Origin of the sequence: Prevotella sp. E13-27, assembly GCF_023217965.1 — a bacterium.
Classification (GTDB): domain Bacteria; phylum Bacteroidota; class Bacteroidia; order Bacteroidales; family Bacteroidaceae; genus Prevotella.
In genome coordinates, this window is sequence record NZ_JALPSC010000001.1 from 2,188,422 (window position 1) to 2,208,797 (window position 20,376).

Consider the following 20,376-nt stretch of genomic DNA (forward strand, 5'->3'; position numbering starts at 1 on the left):
AGCAGCAACAGTGGCGGTGATTATAATTATGTGTTCGCTAGCATTTAGCGGTAAAAAATTTGGCATTTCTCTCGTTTTTTCGTAACTTCGCACCCAATTATGGCTGTAGCAAACCTTATAAACCAAAGTAAAGACGAGCGACAGTTCTCATTTGAGGTACTTCCGCCGCTGAAAGGAACGGGCACAGAACGCCTGTTCGCAGATATAGCTAAACTCTGTGAGCTGAATCCAGCTTTCATTAATATCACAACTCATCATAGTGAGTATGTATATAATGAGATGCCTGACGGGCGCTATGAACGTCAGAGCGTGCGCCGTCGTCCAGGGACGATAGCAGTGGCTGCTGCAATACAGCAGCGATTTAGGGTTCCAGTACAACCGCATGTCATCTGTAGCGGTGCTACGATAGAGGACATTGAATATGAACTGCTTGACCTACAGTTCCTTGGAATAACAGACCTGTTGCTGCTTCGTGGCGATAAGGCAAAGGATGACGCGGTGTTTCGTCCTACACCTGGGGGACATGCACATACAACAGACTTGATACGTCAGGTGCAGCGCTTTAACGATGGTTTCTTTGCCGATGGCACTCCTATAAAGTGTCCTGGTCAGCGTTTCGATATTGGCGTGGCATGCTATCCAGAGAAACATGAGGAGGCACCAAATCTTCAGCGTGACATGGAGTATCTGTTACAGAAACAGCAGCTTGGTGCACAATATGCTGTGACACAGTTGTTCTATGGCAATGAAAAGTATTTCTCTTTTGTAGAGAAGGCGCGTGAAATGGGCATCACCATTCCCATCATTCCTGGTATTAAGCCATTTGGAAAACTAAGCCAGTTGACAGTGGTTCCAAGGACGTTCCATTGTGATATTCCTGAGCCACTTGCAAAGGAGATAGATAAGTGCAAGAGTGATGATGATGCACGCAGACTTGGTATAGAGTGGACTACGGAACAATGTCGAGAACTTTATAATCACGGAATAAACGATATCCATTTCTACACAATGGGAGCTGTCGGCTCTGTGGTTGAGATTGTGAAGAAGCTAAAAGCTTAATGAGGTTCAGTGAAGTAATAGGACAGGAAGAGGTGCGTGAGCGCTTGTTGCAGATGGTCAGGGAAGAACGTCTGCCACATGCCATCATGCTTTGCGGACCGCAGGGCGTGGGTAAGAAGGCTCTTGCCATTGCTTTCGCATGCCATCTGCTCACAAAGAAAGCCGATGATGCGATGGGCTTGGGCTTCGGTGAAGAACTGGAGCCTGCTGAGAGTCCGATGCTTCAGAAACTGGAACATCCAGACCTGCACTTCACCTTTCCAACAATAAAGCTCCCTTCCATGAGCACAGAGCACATGCCAATAAGTGATGACTTCATTAGAGAGTGGCGTGAGCTGGTCTTGCAGAGTCCTTATTTCGGTATGGACGAGTGGATGACTGCCATGGGTGCAGAAAACCAACAGGCAATAATCACTGCAGGAGAGAGCGATGAACTTGTAAGAAAGCTGTCACTGAAGTCAAGCCAAGGTGGATATAAGGTTTCAGTTGTATGGTTGCCGGAGCGAATGAACATAGCATGCGCAAATAAGCTGCTGAAGCTCATAGAGGAGCCTCCCCAGCAGACCGTTTTCATCATGGTGTGTGAAGAGCCTGACAAGTTGCTCGAGACAATTCGTAGCCGTGTGCAGCGAATAGACGTTAAGAGGGTAGAGACGGAAAAAATAAGGAAGGCTCTCGTGGAACGGCGTGGCATAAGCGATGATGCAGCAAAGCGCATAAGCCGTCTTGCTAATGGCTCGTGGCTGAAGGCAATGGAAGAACTGCAAGTAGGAACAGAGAACGAACAGTTCCTTGACCTATTCATAATGCTCATGCGACTGGCTTATCAACGCAAGGTGAAGGACTTGCGTAAGTGGAGCGAGACAATGGCAGGCTTCGGCCGAGAAAAGCAGAAGCGTTTCCTTGAATATTTCCTTAGACTAGTGCGTGAGAACTTCATGTATAACTTCCATAAGGAGGAACTGACATACATGACTCAGGCTGAGGAGAATTTCGCACGTAACTTTGCACGATTCGTCAACGAGGCAAACGTGCTGCAGATATATGACTTGGCAAACAAGTCTATACGTGATATCGGACAGAATGCCAATGCGAAGATAGTGTTCTTCGACTTTGCTCTGCAGATGATTGTATTGCTTATTCAGAAATAGGGCAGATGCTCTATAATAATATATTGTATGGAAAAGAAACAAAGAGAGTTAGAAATACGTACAGGATGTGACAGAGGACTATGTCATGCAGCTGTCGGTCGTCAGGATCGTCAGCTGAATACCTATGACTGGTTGGCAGATGTACCGGGTAACGCTGAGACAACCGACCTGGTAGAGGTGCAGTTCAAACATACGCGTAAAGGCTATTATCATAATGTGAACAATCTGCCACTGAAGAAAGGTGACATCGTCGCTGTAGAGGCAAACCCAGGTCATGATATTGGTGTGGTGACGCTTACAGGCCGGCTGGTAGAGCTACAGGTGAAGAAAGCTAATCTGAAGTCGAGCGATGATATCAAGCGCATCTATCGTCTGGCACGTCAGATGGATATGGACAAGTACCGTGAGGCAAAGGCGCGTGAGCATGAGACTATGATCGAGAGTCGTGAGATAGCTAAGCGACTGGGACTGCAGATGAAGATTGGTGACGTGGAGTATCAGGGTGACGGACAGAAAGCAATATTCTATTATATTGCCGACGAGCGCGTTGACTTCCGTCAGCTCATTAAAGATCTCGCCGCAGCTTTCCATGTGCGTATAGAGATGAAGCAGATAGGTGCACGACAAGAGGCAGGACGCATAGGCGGTACAGGCCCTTGCGGACGCGAGCTCTGCTGCGCTACATGGATGAAGAATTTCGTGTCAGTATCGACAAGTGCTGCACGTTTCCAGGATATCTCACTCAATCCACAGAAGTTGGCCGGCATGTGTGCAAAGTTGAAGTGTTGTCTTAACTACGAGGTTGATGATTATGTGGAAGCTGGTCATCGTCTGCCAAATAGTGACATTGTGTTACAGACGCTCGATTCTGATTATTTCCTCTTCAAGCGCGACATACTCGCAGGACAGCTTACTTATAGCACTGACAAACGCATGGCTGCAAACCTGGAAACCATCAGTGCTGAACGTGCGAAGGAGATAATAGAGATGAACAAACGTGGTGAGAAACCGGAGTCGCTGCATACAGAGGAACATGTCAGGGAACAGCGTGAGAAGGCTCCTGTTGACCTGCTGGCAGGTGACAGCATCACTCGTTTTGATAAGTCGAAGAAGAAAAAGAAGAAAAAACAACAGTCAGCTGAAGGTAGTCGTCAGAGTGAAGATGCTTTACAGCAGAATCAGGAAGAGCAGCATTCAAGAAATAACGAGGAACGTCCAAGAAATAACGAGGAACGTCATCATAGGCATAAAAGAAACAGACCAAGAAATGAGGAAAACAACTAATAGTTTTACTCTTTTTCTATTAATAATTACGGTTGCAATGGCAATGAGCGGTTGCAACCGTAAAGCTATTTACAGCCATTATGAGTCTATGACTGTCGATGGTTGGGGATGGGGAAAGACTGATACTCTTTTCTACTATCTTGAATCAATAGCTGATAGTTGTGACTATACTGAAGAAATAGGGTTGCGCACAACCTCAGCATATCCATTCACTAACTTTTCAATGATTGTCATTCAGAGGGTTAAGCCGTCAGGATGGGAACGTGTTGATACTATGGATTTTGAAATCGTTTCTAACGATGGTCATCGAAACGGACAGGGCATGAAATTTCAGAATCAGACAAAAGTACTTCGTGACATTACGCTCGCTAAAGGCGACTCTTTAACAGTTTGTGTTATACACAATATGCGTGATGATGGTATCAAAGGCGTTGCTGCAGTAGGTGTGACTATCCGTAAGAAAGATACTGCTAAATAACAACAAAGGTAATAGAAGCGTATGACAGCTATCTATTCATATTTCTGCCAGCATCTATACGGAGAAAAATGAATAGCAATAGTGTGAAGCCCCAAAGTGATGAGCCGCCATAGGAGAAGAACGGTAATGGTATTCCGATGACAGGCGTCAGTCCGAGAACCATTCCCACATTAATGAATACATGGAACAGGAATATGGACAGGACACAATAACCATATACTCGTCCGAATGTATGTACTTGTCGCTCTGCCAGATGTATCAGTCGCAGGATTAGTGCAAGGAACAATAGCAAGACACCAGCTGCTCCAACAAATCCCTCTTCTTCTCCTACGGTACAGAAGATAAAGTCTGTATCTTGTTCTGGCACATATTTGAGCTTTGTCTGTGTACCATTAAGGAAACCTTTTCCCTCAAGTCCACCTGAGCCAATGGCAATTTCACTTTGGTGAACATTGTATCCAGCACCCTTGAGGTCTTGCTCCAAACCAAGAAGCACGTTAATACGTGTGCGCTGGTGAGGTTCAAGTATGTTGTTTAGTGCATAGTCTGCCATGTTAAAGAACAACAGCGAACCTAAGGTGAAAGACGCTATCCACAGATAGTTGTTGATGCGCGAGCCAAGGGCTTGCCATACAAGATAGCCCAAGAGAACTACTGTTATGGCTACCTGCATCCAGAACATGTTAAATGGTATGACATATACTGAAAAGACAAGACCGAGTAGTGTCAGTACCAGACATGCCGTGATAAGACGAACGGCTTCTTCCCGTTGTCTGCAGAATATCCATACCATTGACGATGAGAATATCTGAATGAGCAGCAGAACAGTGAATTTGCCTATTGAGGTAGGCGTGCCAAACATGTTGACATCGGCAAAGCGTATGCCAACAACGAAGTAAAGCACCATGGCTACTCCGGTGAATAGCACGCTTCCAGTCATCCCTTCACGGTATAGTACTAGGAACAGACTTATATATACGAGGGCAGAACCAGTTTCACGTTGCATCACAATGAACAGCATCGGCGTAAGAATAATGGCTAACGTAGTGAGAAAGTCTTTCCATGTGTGTATGTTGTAGCCATATTTGCCCATGAATTTTGCCAGTGCTAGCGCAGTGGCGAACTTAGCAAACTCAGCTGGTTGCAGGCGTAGAGGGCCTAAAACGAGCCAGGAACGCGAACCTTTGATGCTGTGAGGATTGAATATGGTGGCGAAAAGCAGTAGTAAAAGCACGGCAAAGAGCACGTAGGCGAAGGTGTCGTAGAGACGATCGTCAAGTAATAACAGCATTAGACCTAAGAACAATGAGGTGCCAATCCATATAATTTGCATACCCGAACGGCTGGAAAGTGACAGAAGGTCTGTATCGCCATAGGTATAGCTTGCGCCGCACACGCTTACCCATCCGAAGGTGAGCAGTACAACATAAATAGTGATTGTCCACCAGTCCAAGGAGCGAAGCACTCCTTTCTCATTAGCGTTCCTCGTTACCATAGCTTATGTGTTTCTCTTGAATGGATTGTGCCCTCTGTTCGGAGGCTTCTGACAGCTGACCGTGCAGATATTGCTCCATGATAAGTCCACCGATGGGCACACCATAGGTGGCTCCCCAACCTCCGTTCTCAACATAGACGGCGATGGCAATCTTTGGGTTGTTCATAGGAGCGAATCCCATGAATACAGAGTGGTCATGACCGCGGTTCTGAGCTGTACCTGTCTTGCCGCAAGCTTCGAAGTCATATTTCGCCAGCTCATGGCATGTGCCGCCGAGAGCAGAGGCACGCATACCCTGAACAACATAGTCATAACTCTCTTTTGTGGCTTTCGTATAGTGACGCGTGGTATAGGTTGTGTCAAGTTTCTCACCTTGCACTTTCTTAACCACGTGGGGAGTGATGTAATAGCCTCGGTTGGCAATGGTTGCACCGAGGTTTGCTATTTGTAGAGGTGTCAGCAGCACCTCGCCCTGACCGATAGAGATGGATATGATGGTGAGTCCGTTCCATGATCCTTTATATGCCTTGTCATAGAACTTTGCATTAGGAATAAGTCCTCGTTTCTCACCAGGCAGGTCTATACCGAGCTTGTAGCCGAAGCCCATTGACACCATGTAGTCACGCCAAGTATCCATGGCTTTCTGCACAGAGCCGTACTTACGGTTTCCAATCATATAATAGAGACCCCAGCAGAAATAGCCGTTACACGACGTGGAAAGGGCAGGTACAAGGGTGAGGGGAGCGCCATGACTATGGCAGCCAACACGTAGCCCTTTATAGACGAAACCATGTGAGCAGGGATATTGGGTTTGTGCAGTGATGATACCTTCCGACATGAACGTCAATCCTTGAGAGGTCTTGAATGTAGAGCCGGGAGGGTAGAGACCCATGATGGAACGGTTAAGCAGTGGCTTCCATACGTCGCGGCTTAGCTCACGATGGCTTTTTGAACGCTTACGACCAACCATCATACGTGGGTCGTATGTGGGGGAGCTGACCATACACAGTACTTCACCGGTTTTCGGCTCTATGGCTACTATAGCTCCAATCTTTCCTTCGAGAAGTCGTTCACCAAGTGCCTGCAACTTATAGTCTATGCCAAGAGTAAGGTCCTTGCCTGGTACGGGACGACGGTCGAGTTCACCATTCTTATAGTTACCTTTTATGCGTCCGTGGGCATCGCGCAACAGAATCTGTATGCCTTTCTCTCCACGCAAGTATTTCTCATAGCTGCGCTCTACGCCAAGCTTGCCGATATAGTCACCTGGTTGATAGTAATCGTCGTCTTCGATGTCTGACGGTGATACCTCGGCAATATCGCCTAGGACATGGGCTGCATACGGGTATTGATATTGACGGATGGTGCGGCGCTGGATATAAAACCCAGGAAAACGGTACATCTTTTCTTGGAAGACAGAGAAATCTTTGTCGCTGAGCTGGCTCATGAACATCTGTTGTGTAAAGCGCGAATAGCCAGGGTTCTTTGAACGGTCTTTAATGGTTGCCATGCGCTGCTCGAAATTCTCGCGAGTGATGCCTAATGTCTGGCAGAACTCTAAAGTGTCAAGATGGTCTTTAGCTTCGTTCATCACAACCATCACGTCATAGGCAGGCTGGTTAAATACAAGCAATTGACCGTTACGGTCGCGTATGATTCCACGAGAAGGAAACTCCACTTTCTTTAAGAATGCGTTTGAATCGGCATTCTTCTTGTAGTCATCGCTCATCAACTGAAGTGTGAAAAGACGGATGATATAGACTGTTACAATAAGTGCAGCTATACCACCTATGACAAATTTTCTATTGTCAAGTTCGTTGTCTTTCATTTTTCAGGATGAGAAATGTGAAATTACGTGCCTGTACTGCTATTTCTTTATCGTTTCAAAACTAGCAATAAGGATTATTGTGAGTAGTGTCGTTCCAAGAACGCATTGCAGCCAGTAGAAGAAGTTATAGAAATTAAATGCTTCGAGTGAAAAATATGTTAGGCAGAAGATGATTACCAATAGTGACGAATAGGTGAGGAATGTGCCCCATCTAAGCGTTTTGACTGAAGGTATAAGTGCTTCATCGGCATCTCGAGGTATGAATAGCTCCAACCAATAAGGTTGAATGGCAGCAATAAGCGTCATTGACGCACTTGCCACGCCAGGCATGTTGGTGAACATGTCAATAACCAGTCCCATAGAGAAACTCCAAAGCAGGATGCTCCACTTCGACATGTTACGAGGAAAAATTATGACGAAATAAATATAGATCAGTGGGGTAGCCACGCGGAACAAGTGGATGTTGTTGAATATCAACACCTGTGCCAAGCATATTAATATGAATGTGCCGATGCGTTTTAGCGTGTCTATTGTCATATTTCCTTTATTCTTTCTTCTGAATGAGCATGAGTGAGTCAATGGCTGCTTCTTTAACCCTCATGCGTTCTGCCATACTCTTATCGTTGATGATACAGACATCACGAAGACTGGAGAAATCGGTTGATAGCTTCACCTGCAAACGGTATGACAATCCGTCGGCAGAGTTGAAGATCTTCTCGATCTGTCCCACGGTGACACCATGAGGAAATATCGAAGAGTAGCCGCTCGTTTCTATCCAGTCACCTTTCTTGAAGCGTGCATGACGTGGAATGTCTTCTACTGAGGCACGTGTAGGGTCGCCTCCCTTCCATTCGAGATATCCAAAATATTCTTGTCCGCGAATGGAACAGCTGATGCGTGAACGGTTGTTGAGCACAGGTATTACCACTGAATAGTTCTTGCTGGTCAGATAGACAACACCCACAACTCCGTTGCCACTTACCACGCCCATATCTGCCATTACTCCATCATCACTGCCTTTGTCAATAGTGATGAGATTGTCGGCATTGTTTATTGAGTTTGAAACAACCTTTGCAGGTATCAGTTCAAACTGTTTCAGGTTCTCTAACTCTATTCGTTGGGCATAGGATGTGTCGCTAGTGAGGTCGCATACATGTTGACGTAGCTTGTCAATTTGTTGCTCTAACTCAGTATTCCTTAGGGTAAGCTGCTCGTTCCGCTCAGAGAGTGAAAAGAAATGGGTGACGTTGGCTTTCCATTCATAAATCTTACCCGTGACAAGGTTTGCCGACGATATCCACACGCTGGCCTGATAGCTGTTATAGCTAAATAGCATGACAATACTGACTGCCTCCAAAATCATGAAGAGCAGCCAGTGAAAATGTCGTGTGATGAATGTCCAAAGATTTTGCACTTTTCTATGGTCTCGTCAGTTAGAGAGTCAATGAGAGACTCCCTTTCTGTTTATCTCATAAGGAATGAGAAACGGTCAACGTTCTTCAGTGCTACACCTGTTCCCTTAGCAACTGAATGAAGTGGGTCTTCGGGAACGTGGAACGGAATGTTAATCTTCGCCTCAAGACGTTTGTCCAGACCGCGAAGCAGTGCACCACCACCAGTAAGGTATATGCCGTTCTTTACGATGTCGGCATAGAGCTCGGGTAGGGTATTCTCAAGAGCTGAGAGGACTGCGTTCTCAATCTTAGCAATGGTCTTGTCAAGACAGTGAGCAATCTCCTGATAGCAAACAGGAACCTCCATTGGGAGTGCTGTTATACGGTTAGGACCATGAACGATATAATCTTCAGGTGCTTCGTCGCCAAGATCTGTAAGGGCAGAACCTACGTGAATCTTAATGCGCTCGGCCATACGCTCAGAAACCTTTACGTTGTGCTGACGTGACATGTACTCCTGAATGTCGGCTGTCAGGTCGTCTCCAGCGGTACGGATAGAGTTGTTGCTTACGATACCACCAAGAGAAATAACAGCAATCTCAGTAGAACCGCCACCGATGTCAACAATCATGTTGCCTTCAGGCGCTTCAACATCAATGCCGATACCTATTGCAGCTGCCATAGGCTCGAAGATTAGATATACATCGCGGCCATCAGCGTGTTCTGCTGAGTCGCGAACGGCGCGCAATTCCACCTCGGTAGAACCTGAGGGAACGCCAATCACCATGCGCAGTGATGGCGAGAAGAGGTGTCGTCCTGAATGCACCATCTTAATAAGTCCGCGCATCATCTGCTCGCAGGCAGAGAAGTCGGCGATTACGCCATCGCGAAGCGGACGGATTGTACGAATATCGTTGTGGGTCTTTTCGTACATCATCTTTGCCTTCTCGCCAACGGCAATCATCTTGTCCGTGCGGCGATCAAGAGCCACTACCGATGGCTCATCGACAACAATCTTGTCATCGCAGATGATAATAGTATTAGCTGTGCCAAGGTCCATGGCAAGCTCTTGTCTGAAACTAAAAAATCCCATGTATATACTTAATTATTTAGAAAACCATGTGTGAATGGCTGTGTCATAATGACTGCTGACACCGAAAGCGCGTGTGGCAAACATGCGACGATCCTCAATGTCGGTCTGAGCACCTTTCTTGTTCAGAATGTCGAGCAATACACCATATTCTGCTTTTGAAGGCACGATGACAACATCTTTAAAATTCTTTGCTCCTGCACGGATGAGAGATATTCCACCGATGTCGATTTTCTCAATGATGTCGGCTTCTGGTGCTCCGCTTGCTACGGTCTGCTCAAATGGGTAAAGGTCAACAATGACGAGGTCTATCTCAGGAATCTCGTATTTCGCCATCTGTTCGCGGTCACCCTCATTGTCACGACGACCAAGGATTCCGCCAAATACTTTGGGGTGCAGCGTCTTAACACGTCCACCGAGGATTGAAGGGTATGTCGTAACATCTTCTACCTTCTGGCATTCATAACCAAGAGACTCAATGAAAGTCTGTGTACCACCTGTGGAGAGGAACTTTACACCCTCTTCATTCAGTTTCTTCAGTAATTCGTCTAATCCGTCCTTGTGGAATACGGAAATAAGAGCAGTCTTAATTTTCTTTGCTTCTGCCATTTTTTTACTTTATAAAGAACCTTATAACGTTATAAATATAGTTCGCGTGTAATTTATGGCTGCAAAGGTAATAATAAATGGTGAACGAACAAAAGAAAAAACAAACTTTAAATTGATGATAATTGATTAATTGATTTCTGTCGTTACTACTTAAATCCTAATAATTCTCAAAACTTGTTGATATTATGCATATAATTCTGTAATAGTTGCTAATTTTGCAACCTGTTTTGTCTTTTATTTATGATGGAAGAGTCATTGAACGATAAGCGTATAGCCGTATTACTCTCTGGTGGAGTGGACAGTGCCGTAGTGGTACATGAGTTGGTTGAAAAAGGACTTAAGCCCGATTGTTTCTACATTAAGATTGGTCCTGAGGAAACCGAAGAATGGGATTGTAGTAGTGAGGAAGATATGGAGATGGCAACGGCAGTGGCACATAAGTATGGATGCCGCTTGGAAGTTGTTGACTGTCACCGCGAATATTGGGATAATGTGACACGTTACACCATGGAAAAAGTGAAGGCGGGAATGACTCCTAATCCAGACGTGATGTGCAACCGACTGATAAAGTTCGGCGCATTCCATGAAAAGCGCGGTCATGATTATGACCTTATTGCCACAGGACACTATGCACAAACAGAGATTGATGATTATGGGCGCAAGTGGTTGGTGACGAGTCCTGACCCTGTGAAAGACCAGACCGATTTCCTTGCGCAGATATATGATTGGCAATTGAAAAAAGCTCTATTCCCTATAGGCCACTATATGAAAGATGAAGTGCGCCAAATAGCTGAGCGTGAGCATCTTGTGAATGCGAAGCGTAAGGACTCTCAGGGCATTTGCTTTTTGGGAAAGATTAATTATAATGAATATATCCGTCGCTATCTTGGGGAGAAACCTGGTGATGTGATTGAACTTGAGACCGGGAGACTGATAGGACAACACCGTGGACTATGGTTCCACACGATAGGGCAGCGAAAAGGTATGGGCTTTGGAGGCGGTCCTTGGTTCGTGGTAAAAAAGGATGTGGAGAAGAATGTTCTGTATGTAAGCCATGGCTATGACCCTGCAACAGCATATAAGCAGGATTTTCCTGTCATAGACTTTCATTATCTTACACCTCTTTTCGAAAGTGAGTCGCTACCAAACCGCATAACATTTAAGATACGCCACACTGCTGACTATTTACCTGCTTCATTGGAAAAGGTGTCAGACGGAACGTTTGTCGTACATGCTGATGCTCCAATTCATGGCGTGGCACCAGGGCAGTTCTGTGTGATTTACGATGAACAGCATCATCGCTGTCTCGGCTCAGGAGAGATAAGTATATAATTATCTTATAAACTTCAAGTCGTCAAGGGTGTGATTCCCCATGAAGCGGCTCTTGTCGATATGACCTCTGACTCCGCGAACCGTGCCACGCCCCGTGTATTGCCATAAACAGATGTCGCGCTCGTCGGCAAGTATAGGCTCTTCATCAGTATACATGGCTATCATCAGATGATAGTCGTTGAGCTTACCAATAAGATATTTGTTGTAGAAGTTGCGTCCTGTATATATCAATGGCTTCTGGTGATAAGCGTCTTCCATATATTTCAGGAATTTCAACAGCGAGTCACAGAACTCTTCGCGTCCCATGCCCCCCGTGCTTTCAACGTCCAGCATTGGTATGAGGTCTTGTTCTGCTGCCAGACATTGAGTTCGGAAGTTGTCAAGTTGTAGCGACAGGTCGGTCTTTGGGCGGAAAAAATGATAAGAGCCAACCTTTATTCCTCGTTGATGAGCCATGAAAATGTTCTGTTCGTAGCGCGAGTCAATACGGTCGCTGCCCTCAGTAGCTTTAAGATAAACGTAGGATATGCCTGAGTGATGACCTATTGCATCCCAAAAGACCTCGCCCTGATAGTGGCTCATGTCAATGCCGTGGATGTGACTGCATGTGTCCTCGCACAAACGGTATGGATTCTCGTGTATTGTGGGGGGCTTTGGCTTTACCCTTTTTATTCTTCCTGCTTTCTTTGACTTTCGGTGTTTTATTACTCGGTGTACCCTTGCTTTTGCCTTGCGTCTCGAGCGTTGCGCGTCAACGCTCGAAGTAATGAAAAGTGCAAACAGTAATGTAAAAAATATTGTAAGTTTCCTCATGCTTTTTCCAATTTTTGTGCAAAGATATACAATTCTGGGCAAATAGGGAAACATTTACTATAGTTTCTGATACATTAATAGCATAAAATACAATAAAAAATGTGTATCTTTGCACGGATTATTATAAATAATAAAAACTGAAACGTAAAATAACCGATTTTTTACTACCAAAACTATTTCATGATGAGAATGAGAATTATAAGCACCGTAGCGTGTGCTATGGCAACAATGGCAGTCACTGCCCAGAATCCGTTTGTTCAGACCTGGTTTACAAGTGACCCAGCACCTATGGTCCATGGTGACCGTATGTATGTTTACACTGGACATGATGAAGATGATGCAGATTTCTTCTGGATGCAGGATTGGCGTATTTATTCTTCAAACGACATGGTGAACTGGCAGGACCACGGCTCGCCCCTGGCATTGGAGAGCTTCTCATGGGCTGATGATCGCGCATGGGCTTCGCAGTGTATCGAACGTGACGGAAAATTTTTCTGGTACATATGCGCTCACTCTCGTCTTTCTAAGGGAATGGCTATTGGCGTAGCTGTGGCTGACTCTCCAACAGGTCCTTTCCGTGATGCCATTGGAAAACCCCTGTTCGAGAATGGCTCATGGGATCATATAGACCCTACAGTGCTCATTGATGATGACGGACAGGCATGGTTAATGTGGGGTAATCCTCAATGCTATTATCTGAAGTTGAATCGCGATATGATTTCCTATTCAGGAGAACTGGGTAGGCTCGACATGACAGAAGAGGCTTTTGGCGGTCCTATCATGAACAAGCGTGAGAAAGGAAAAAAATACAAGGACTCATACGTTGAGGGACCATGGCTCTCGAAACGTAACGGAAAATATCAGCTTCTCTATGCTGCAGGTGGAGTGCCTGAGCATATTTCTTACAGCACTGCTGATAAGCCTGAAGGACCATGGAAATATGCAGGTGAGATAATGCCACTGTCTGATACGAAATCGTTCACTAACCATTGTGGCGTAGCTGACTTCCGCGGTCACTCTTACTTCTTCTATCACACAGGAAAGCTGCCTAAGGGTGGCGGCTTCGGTCGTAGTGTGGCTGTTGAGGAGTTTAAGTATAATGCTGACGGTAGTTTTCCAACCATCCTTCCTACAGATGAGGGCGTGAAGCCCATCGCAACGTTTAATCCCTTCCAGCGTGTTGAGGCTGAGACTATGGCTTTCTCAAAAGGAGTGAAGACAGAACAGTGGCAACTGAATGGCGAAGAACGAAAGAATGGCAACGGACTAGGTGTCTATGTGTCCGATATTCATAATGGCGACTTCATTAAGCTGCAGAATGTTGAATTTGGTCAGCGCATTCCTCGTACGTTCAATGCACGTGTGGCAAGCGGACTCCGTGGCGGACAGATAGAGATACGTATTGACAGTATTGGTGGTAAGATGCTTGGACAGGTAAATGTCCCTGGCACTGGCGGATGGCTTAACTGGCAAAATATCACTATAGACCTCACAGCCTATGCCACAGGTATCCATGACCTCTACTTTGTATTCAAAGGTCGTAAGGGACCTAAACTCTTTAATTTCGACTGGTGGCAGATGGAAGGCCTGGAACAGGTGAATATGCCTCTTTTCCAGACAAAGTTCACTGCCGACCCTTCACCACTTGTTGTAGGCGACACGCTGTTCCTCTATACATCTCACGATGCATCACCAGAAGATATTCCTGATCCCAATGAAAGAAATTCTGCAGGTTTCTATATGTACGACTGGCTGTTGTGGAGTACAACAGACATGGTTAACTGGACAGAGCATGGCGCCGTGGCATCATTGAAGGATTTCTCTTGGAGAAGTCGTGACAATGGCGCATGGGCCATTCAGACTGTTGAGCACAATGGCAAGTACTATCTCTATGCTCCTCTTCATGGCCATGGTATCGGAGTCCTTGTTAGTGACTCACCTTACGGACCTTTCAAGGATCCTCTTGGAGAACCTCTTGTATGGCAGAAGGAGCACTGGAACGATATTGACCCTACAGTGTTTACTGATGATGATGGCAAAACATACATGTATTGGGGCAACCCACATACTTATTGGTGTGAGCTTAACGACGACATGGTTTCAGTGAAGAAGGACAAGCCATCGGCAGCAAGCCTTTCTAACGGTATAACAAAACTTCCGCATATTGATCGCTATCAGGAAGGCCCATGGCTCTATAAGAAGAATGGCTGGTATTATCTGGCATACGCTTCTACTTGCTGTCCTGAAGCTCTCGGCTATGCAATGAGCAAGAATCCTACAGGTCCATGGGAGACAAAGGGATATATCATGCGCCCTACCCAGCGAGACCGTGGTAATCATCCAGGCATCTGCGACTATAAGGGACACAGCTATGTGTTCGGCCAGAACTATGACTTGATGCATCTCGAAACCTTTGAGCATCACGAGCGTCGTTCGGTGACTGCTACTGAGATCACATATAACGAAGACGGTACAATAAAGGAAGTGCCTTACTGGCTTGATCAGAAGCCTATGCAGCAGCTCCAATGGCTGAATCCTTATCGTCGTGTTGAGGCAGAGACAATGGCTTGGGGCTTCGGATTGAAGTCATCAAAGATGAACATAACCAACACTGGAGTCATTGCTGATATGCCAGCATCTACTGGTAAGCGTAATATGTATATCTACGACATAAATGACGGCGAGTATATCCGTCTGCGTGGTGTTGACTTCTCTGCAGGAAAGTCTGATAAGGGCGCAAAGTCGTTCAGTATTACCGCATCTGCTGAGGGAACAGCAGTAATAACACTTCGTCTTGACAGCGTTGACGGACCTGTCATAGGCACTGTTACTGTTAAGAACACGGGCTCAGTGAACAAGTATCGTGCATTTTCTTCAAAGGTAAAGAATGCTGTTGGCGTTCACGATCTTTACATTTGTTTCAGCAATACAAACGGTGATGTTCGTCTTGACTGGTGGCAGTTTAAATAAGTGTTTCTAAAAAGAAATATCCTGATATTCAATAACTTAATAATATGAGAAGCTTTTTTATAACAATAGCTTTGTTTTGTTTTGGAGGCATGCTCGGTATTCATGCCGAATCTGACGTGTTAGGCTTCCGTTTCTCTTCTGTATCTCAGCTCATGGGTGATAGGTTTGCTATCGTAAACGAACAGGATGGCAAGGCACTCTTTGGTTCTACTGAGCAAAATCTGAATTATGATGTCTATAACAAGGCTTTTGTCAATACTAATACTGGTTATATGTTCAAGCTGGAAGAGAGTAGCGTCTCTGGAAGCTATCTGTTAAGGCTCGTTCAGCCCGACGGTTCTGACTACAGCATATGGGGCAGTCCTGGCTATCTTAACACACAGCCAGCTGATAAGGATTGCTGTTTTATCCTTGGACTGAAGGAGCAGAACGGACAGGACATTGAGAATGGAGCAGTCTGGACTATCCAATATGAAGAGGGTAAGGGCTTCTCATTGAAGAATGTAGGCACAGGTAAGTATCTGAAGGATGCTTCTCCTGCCAAGTATGACGAGCCTACCTATTTCAGCTTCTGTAGCCTTTCTCCTGCGGGCGAGCGTACTATCGACTTCAGTGGTAACAATACTTCAAGTAATTATATTACATACAATACGGCGTTCTCCATCTCTGCAGGTGATACCGTCAATGTGAAAATGGCACGCTACTGCTATTTCAGCAGTACCATCACTGGTACAGGCCGTATGAATCTTTATGCAGGTGGTGAGCGTAGTTACTTAGGTACTTCAAAAGGTGCAGCATGGCCTAACTGGAGTGGATATACAGGTGATATCCATATTTATCCATTTAAGGCGAATGCTACTAATGCAGGCTTCTGGGGAGTTGTACTGGCTCACGGAGGCAAATCGTTCTCGCCTGAGAACATCGAGGATGCCATAAAGTCTGGTAAGGTGAATAGTTCAATGGCCAACAACCATGTGACGCTCCATAACGGTGCCACTATCTGTTGCGAGGCAAACACAGCAGGTGCAGGATTCCGCATAGGTGAGCTGCAGACGGAGGAAGGCTCTACGCTTCAGGGCTATATGAAAAACCAACGTGCTGCTTATTATCTCTTGGGCTGTCTGAACACCGATGCAACGCTTGCCGGTTTAATCCGTCCTTCCGATTATCGCGACGACACCCCTCTGGGTATCATCAAGGAAGGTACAGGAACGCTTCGCATAACGGGTAACCAGAACTACCTAAACGGTGCTCTCAGAGTACTTAATGGTCGTGTGCTTGTCAATAACAATGTTAGTGAGGCTGCTACGAAGAACTACCGTGGTGCCTTGGGAGCAAAGAATAGTGATACTGAGGCTATTGCCTATGTGTTCAGTAATGGTGTCTTAGGTGGTACAGGTAATATTGCTGGTCATGTGGATAATTACGGCACGATAGAACCTGGCAATGACGGTGTGGGTACTCTTACCCTCAAAAACTATGCTGCATCGCGTTCTACTCATCTGTTCGTACATCCTTCTTCGGTGTTACGCTTTAAGATTTCCAGTAAAGAGAACCACGATTTGCTGGATATTAACGGAAACGTAAAATACTTCAATACCTGTGAAGACTTCTCTACCAGTGAAAAGATGCCAGAGATTCAGCTTGTCCTCGACGAACAGTTTACTGCTTCCGTAGGTGATGAGTTTGTGCTGCTTACGGCTAAGTCTATGGTCTCTGCTGCTGGCGCATGGCACTTCAATCTTCGTCAGCCAGGCCGATATACTTGGGAACTTGAGGAAGTAGTAAACGATGGAACCTGTATGTTGAAAGCTCGCGTAGTGTCGCTAAAGGATGCTGATGATTCAGATGATCCTGACAATCCAGATAATCCTGACGTTTCTACAATGGGTCCTTACTACGATGACGGTATCGACGATGCCAAGGATACCCATACTCTTCGTTACTATGCTCAGAAGTGTGGCAAGCTGATTGGTGCTGCGTTCTGCACATATAAGGGACTTGACAGCGACCTTGAAGAAGGTGGTCGTCAGTTCAATTTGATGGTAGCTGAGAACGAGATGAAGATGGATGCCCTACAGCCTAATCGTGGCGAGTACAATTGGTGGGCAGCCGATAATCTCGTTAGCCTTGCCAATAACAATAACATGAAGGTTCGTGGCCACTGTCTTGTTTGGCACATGCAACAGCCTCAGTGGTTGAGCAGTGACGGAAAGAAAAACGACAAGAACTGGAGTCGCAGCGAGGCTCTGGCTATCATGAAGGATCATATCACCACAGTGATGAACCATTTCAAGGGAAGCATTAAAGAGTGGGATGTTGTCAACGAGTGTTTGGACGATGACCAGAGCATCATCCGTTCTAATCCAGAGGGCTATACCTTGCGTCAAACCGTGTGGCAGCGAGCTATCGGTGATGATTATATAGACTCTGCCTTCGTATATGCTCGCCGTGTTGATCCAAACATATTGCTCTATCTCAATGACTATGATGTGGAACATCAAGGCAAGGCTAAGTCTGTGGCTTTCGCAAACCTTGTGAAGCATCTGCAGAATAGAAATATTCCTATCGATGGTGTCGGTCTTCAGTGTCATTTCTCTGTTGATGAGGTCGATTCTGCTAAGTTCGATGCGACTTTCAAGCGTTTCGCCGAGATGAATCTGAAGTGTGTCATCACTGAGCTCGATATGGGCGTGAAGAATACCTCTTCAGCCGACTTTGAGGAACAGGCTCGTTTATATCGTGTTGTTACCGACATTATGCTCCACAACGATAACTGTCCTTACATGGTTATCTGGGGACTGAAAGACAATGATAGCTGGCGCAGCGCTTCCAGTCCGTTGCTTTACGATTCTGGCATGACGCGTAAACCAGCTTGGCGTGCCGTACGTTCGGCCCTTCGTCACCAGAATATCATGACAAGCATTGATACTCCAATGCGTGATAAACCTGTCAATGACTGTTCAGAAGCGATATACACCCTCGATGGCCGTAGAGTCATGTCAACTCTTCAATCCCCTAATATATATATAATAGGTGGAAAAAAGGTGATGGTAAGATAAAGAATTCGAGACTTCAACCAATATTATAAAACCATTTAATTACGATTTAGCGAAAATGAAGAAACTACTTCTTTTCTGTGTTATGTGCGTTATGACACTTATTGGTAACGCACAGGCTCCTGCAGGCTTTAAGATGCCTGCCAACAATGCTACTTTCAAGGATATAAACTATGCCGGTGACCGTATGGAAGCCCATCGTCTCGACATCTACCTGCCTGAGAAGAAGCAGGACAAGTACAAGGTAGTGGTCATCATCTATGGCAGTGCGTGGTTCTCAAACAATGCCAAGCAGATGGCATACATGTCTATTGGCAAACCACTTAATGATGCCGGCTTTGCTGTGGTGAGCATCAACCACCGTTCAAGTGGCGATGCAAAGTTCCCTGCTCAGATTCATGATGTAAAAGCGGCTATTCGCTTCATACGTGCCCATGCTGCCGAGTATAAGCTCGATACCTCGTTCATTGGCATCACTGGCTTCAGCAGTGGTGGTCATCTGTCATCGCTTGCAGGTGTTACTAATGGACTGAAGAAATATACCGTTGGCTCTACTACCGTAGATATTGAGGGTAGGGTAGGCGGAAACCTCGACTATTCGAGCTGTGTTGATGCTGTTGTTGACTGGTTCGGTCCTGTCGATATGGCTCACATGGAGAACTGTAATACTGTGAAGGACGAGAAGAGTCCTGAGGCAGCACTGATGGGCTGCGCTCCCAAGGACAATCCCGAACTGGTGGCTCTCATCAGCCCCATCACCTATGTATGCAACCATAATCCGAAGTTCCTCGTCATTCACGGCGATGCCGACAATGTGGTGCCCCACTGCCAGAGTGAGTATTTCTCTGCTGCACTAAAGAAGGCTGGTTGTCTTGAGAACTTCATCACAGTGCCAAAGGGTCAGCATGGTCCTGTGACATTCAACGAGAAGACCTTTAAGCAGATGACCGACTTCTTCCTGAAGGAGTCTGCCCAGCAGAAAGTAGTGGAACAGGGAGGTACTGGCGCTTTCAAGGCTATAATGAAAGAAGAGCCTTCGCTGCCTGCCCACACAGTATTTGTGCCACAAGACCTTTCTCAGTTCAATGAGACCAATCCTCTCCCTGTACTTGTATGGGGTAACGGTGCCTGCACCAACTCACCATGGGAGCACTTCAAGTTCCTCAACGAGATTGCCTCTCATGGCTACCTCGTTGTGGCTACTGGCTTCATCCCAATGGAGGAGATCCCCTACAATGGTCCTATGTCTTCTGCTCAGCAGCAGATAGAAAGCATCGACTGGGTCATCGCGCAGAATAGCGATCCTAACTCACCTTATTATCAGAAGATTGACGTAAAGCACATCTGTGCTTCTGGCATGTCGTGCGGTGGCTTGCAGACCCTCTATAACTGTGCTGATCCTCGCATCTCTACAATGATGATCTGTAACAGCGGCCTGTTCAAGCAGTCCAACGCTCATCAGGCTATGGGTGGCATGCCAATGCCTGAGAAAGCGAAGCTGAAGGAAATCCATACACCTATCATTTATATTATGGGTGGTAAGGAAGACATTGCCTATGAGAATGGCATGGATGACTACCGTCTCATCAAGCACGTGCCTGCATGTATTGCAAACTTCCCTGTAGGTCATGGTGGCACTTATCGTCAGCCCCACGGTGGCGAGTTCAGCATCGTAGCTCTCGCATGGCTCGACTGGCAGTTGAAGGGTGACAAAGAGGCTGCAAAGATGTTCACTGGCAAGAAGCCTGGTATTGCAAGTCGCAAGGACTGGACCTTTGAGAAGAATAAGAAATTGAAATAATCATCAGTTTTAC

General features: G+C 46.0%; 15 protein-coding genes and 1 pseudogene. 9 read left to right on the forward strand and 7 right to left on the reverse strand.

Annotation, left to right across the window (positions count from 1 at the left end; genetic code table 11):
- The first annotated feature begins 99 nt into the window (after nucleotides 1–99).
- The 4 genes from M1L52_RS08595 to M1L52_RS08610 are packed head-to-tail and all read left to right on the forward strand — an operon-like array spanning nucleotide 100 to nucleotide 3,972.
- Nucleotides 100–1,059 carry a methylenetetrahydrofolate reductase gene (locus tag M1L52_RS08595; RefSeq protein WP_248614519.1) on the forward strand — a complete coding sequence of 320 codons (960 nt, stop codon included), beginning with the start codon at nucleotides 100–102 and terminating at the stop codon, nucleotides 1,057–1,059.
- Nucleotides 1,059–2,210, forward strand: coding sequence for an ATP-binding protein (locus tag M1L52_RS08600; protein ID WP_248614520.1), 1,152 nt, complete (start codon nucleotides 1,059–1,061; stop codon nucleotides 2,208–2,210). Before M1L52_RS08595 ends, M1L52_RS08600 begins: the two co-directional genes overlap by 1 nt.
- A 27-nt stretch (nucleotides 2,211–2,237) precedes the next feature.
- Nucleotides 2,238–3,494, forward strand: a complete 1,257-nt coding sequence (locus M1L52_RS08605; RefSeq protein WP_248614521.1) for a stage 0 sporulation family protein — start codon at nucleotides 2,238–2,240, stop codon at nucleotides 3,492–3,494.
- 37 nt (nucleotides 3,495–3,531) lie between these two features.
- Nucleotides 3,532–3,972, forward strand: coding sequence for a gliding motility lipoprotein GldH (locus M1L52_RS08610; protein WP_248614522.1), 441 nt, complete (start codon nucleotides 3,532–3,534; stop codon nucleotides 3,970–3,972).
- Nucleotides 3,973–4,000: 28 nt separating this feature from the next.
- Here the strand turns inward: M1L52_RS08610 and rodA are convergent, their stop codons facing one another.
- From rodA to M1L52_RS08640, 6 genes are read right to left on the reverse strand one after another with little or no spacing between them, the layout of a single operon-like run.
- A complete protein-coding gene (gene rodA / locus M1L52_RS08615; RefSeq protein ID WP_248614523.1) occupies nucleotides 4,001–5,467 on the reverse strand; it encodes a rod shape-determining protein RodA in 1,467 nt (488 codons plus the stop codon).
- Nucleotides 5,448–7,295, reverse strand: coding sequence for a penicillin-binding protein 2 (gene mrdA, locus M1L52_RS08620; RefSeq protein WP_248614524.1), 1,848 nt, complete (start codon nucleotides 7,293–7,295; stop codon nucleotides 5,448–5,450). The genes rodA and mrdA overlap by 20 nt, the downstream gene beginning before the upstream one ends.
- A 39-nt stretch (nucleotides 7,296–7,334) precedes the next feature.
- A complete protein-coding gene (mreD, locus tag M1L52_RS08625) occupies nucleotides 7,335–7,832 on the reverse strand; it encodes a rod shape-determining protein MreD (RefSeq protein WP_248614525.1) in 498 nt (165 codons plus the stop codon).
- Between the two features lie 7 nt (nucleotides 7,833–7,839).
- Nucleotides 7,840–8,709 (reverse strand): rod shape-determining protein MreC, encoded by an 870-nt coding sequence (gene mreC / locus M1L52_RS08630; protein ID WP_248614526.1) that lies wholly within the window; start codon nucleotides 8,707–8,709, stop codon nucleotides 7,840–7,842.
- Nucleotides 8,710–8,759: 50 nt separating this feature from the next.
- Complete coding sequence (locus M1L52_RS08635; RefSeq protein ID WP_248614527.1) at nucleotides 8,760–9,782, reverse strand: rod shape-determining protein; 1,023 nt, start codon at nucleotides 9,780–9,782, stop codon at nucleotides 8,760–8,762.
- Between the two features lie 12 nt (nucleotides 9,783–9,794).
- Nucleotides 9,795–10,388, reverse strand: a complete 594-nt coding sequence (locus tag M1L52_RS08640; RefSeq protein ID WP_248614528.1) for an IMP cyclohydrolase — start codon at nucleotides 10,386–10,388, stop codon at nucleotides 9,795–9,797.
- A gap of 240 nt (nucleotides 10,389–10,628) precedes the next feature.
- On the opposite strand from M1L52_RS08640, the gene mnmA reads away from it, so the two are divergent.
- A complete protein-coding gene (mnmA, locus tag M1L52_RS08645; RefSeq protein ID WP_248614529.1) occupies nucleotides 10,629–11,720 on the forward strand; it encodes a tRNA 2-thiouridine(34) synthase MnmA in 1,092 nt (363 codons plus the stop codon).
- On the opposite strand, the gene M1L52_RS08650 is transcribed toward mnmA, so the two are convergent.
- Nucleotides 11,721–12,533 (reverse strand): glycoside hydrolase family 25 protein, encoded by an 813-nt coding sequence (locus M1L52_RS08650; protein ID WP_248614530.1) that lies wholly within the window; start codon nucleotides 12,531–12,533, stop codon nucleotides 11,721–11,723.
- 228 nt (nucleotides 12,534–12,761) lie between these two features.
- Between M1L52_RS08650 and M1L52_RS08655 the strand changes: the two are divergent.
- From M1L52_RS08655 to M1L52_RS08670, 4 genes and pseudogenes are all read left to right on the forward strand, one after another.
- Nucleotides 12,762–14,105: pseudogene (locus M1L52_RS08655) on the forward strand (glycoside hydrolase family 43 protein); the annotation flags it as partial.
- 30 nt (nucleotides 14,106–14,135) lie between these two features.
- Nucleotides 14,136–15,503 (forward strand): family 43 glycosylhydrolase, encoded by a 1,368-nt coding sequence (locus M1L52_RS08660; RefSeq protein ID WP_248614600.1) that lies wholly within the window; start codon nucleotides 14,136–14,138, stop codon nucleotides 15,501–15,503.
- 44 nt (nucleotides 15,504–15,547) lie between these two features.
- Nucleotides 15,548–18,565 (forward strand): endo-1,4-beta-xylanase, encoded by a 3,018-nt coding sequence (locus M1L52_RS16480; protein WP_317231480.1) that lies wholly within the window; start codon nucleotides 15,548–15,550, stop codon nucleotides 18,563–18,565.
- A gap of 55 nt (nucleotides 18,566–18,620) precedes the next feature.
- Entirely contained in the window at nucleotides 18,621–20,363 is a 1,743-nt protein-coding gene (locus tag M1L52_RS08670) for an alpha/beta hydrolase (RefSeq protein WP_248614531.1), read from the forward strand.
- The last annotated feature ends 13 nt before the right edge of the window (nucleotides 20,364–20,376 follow it).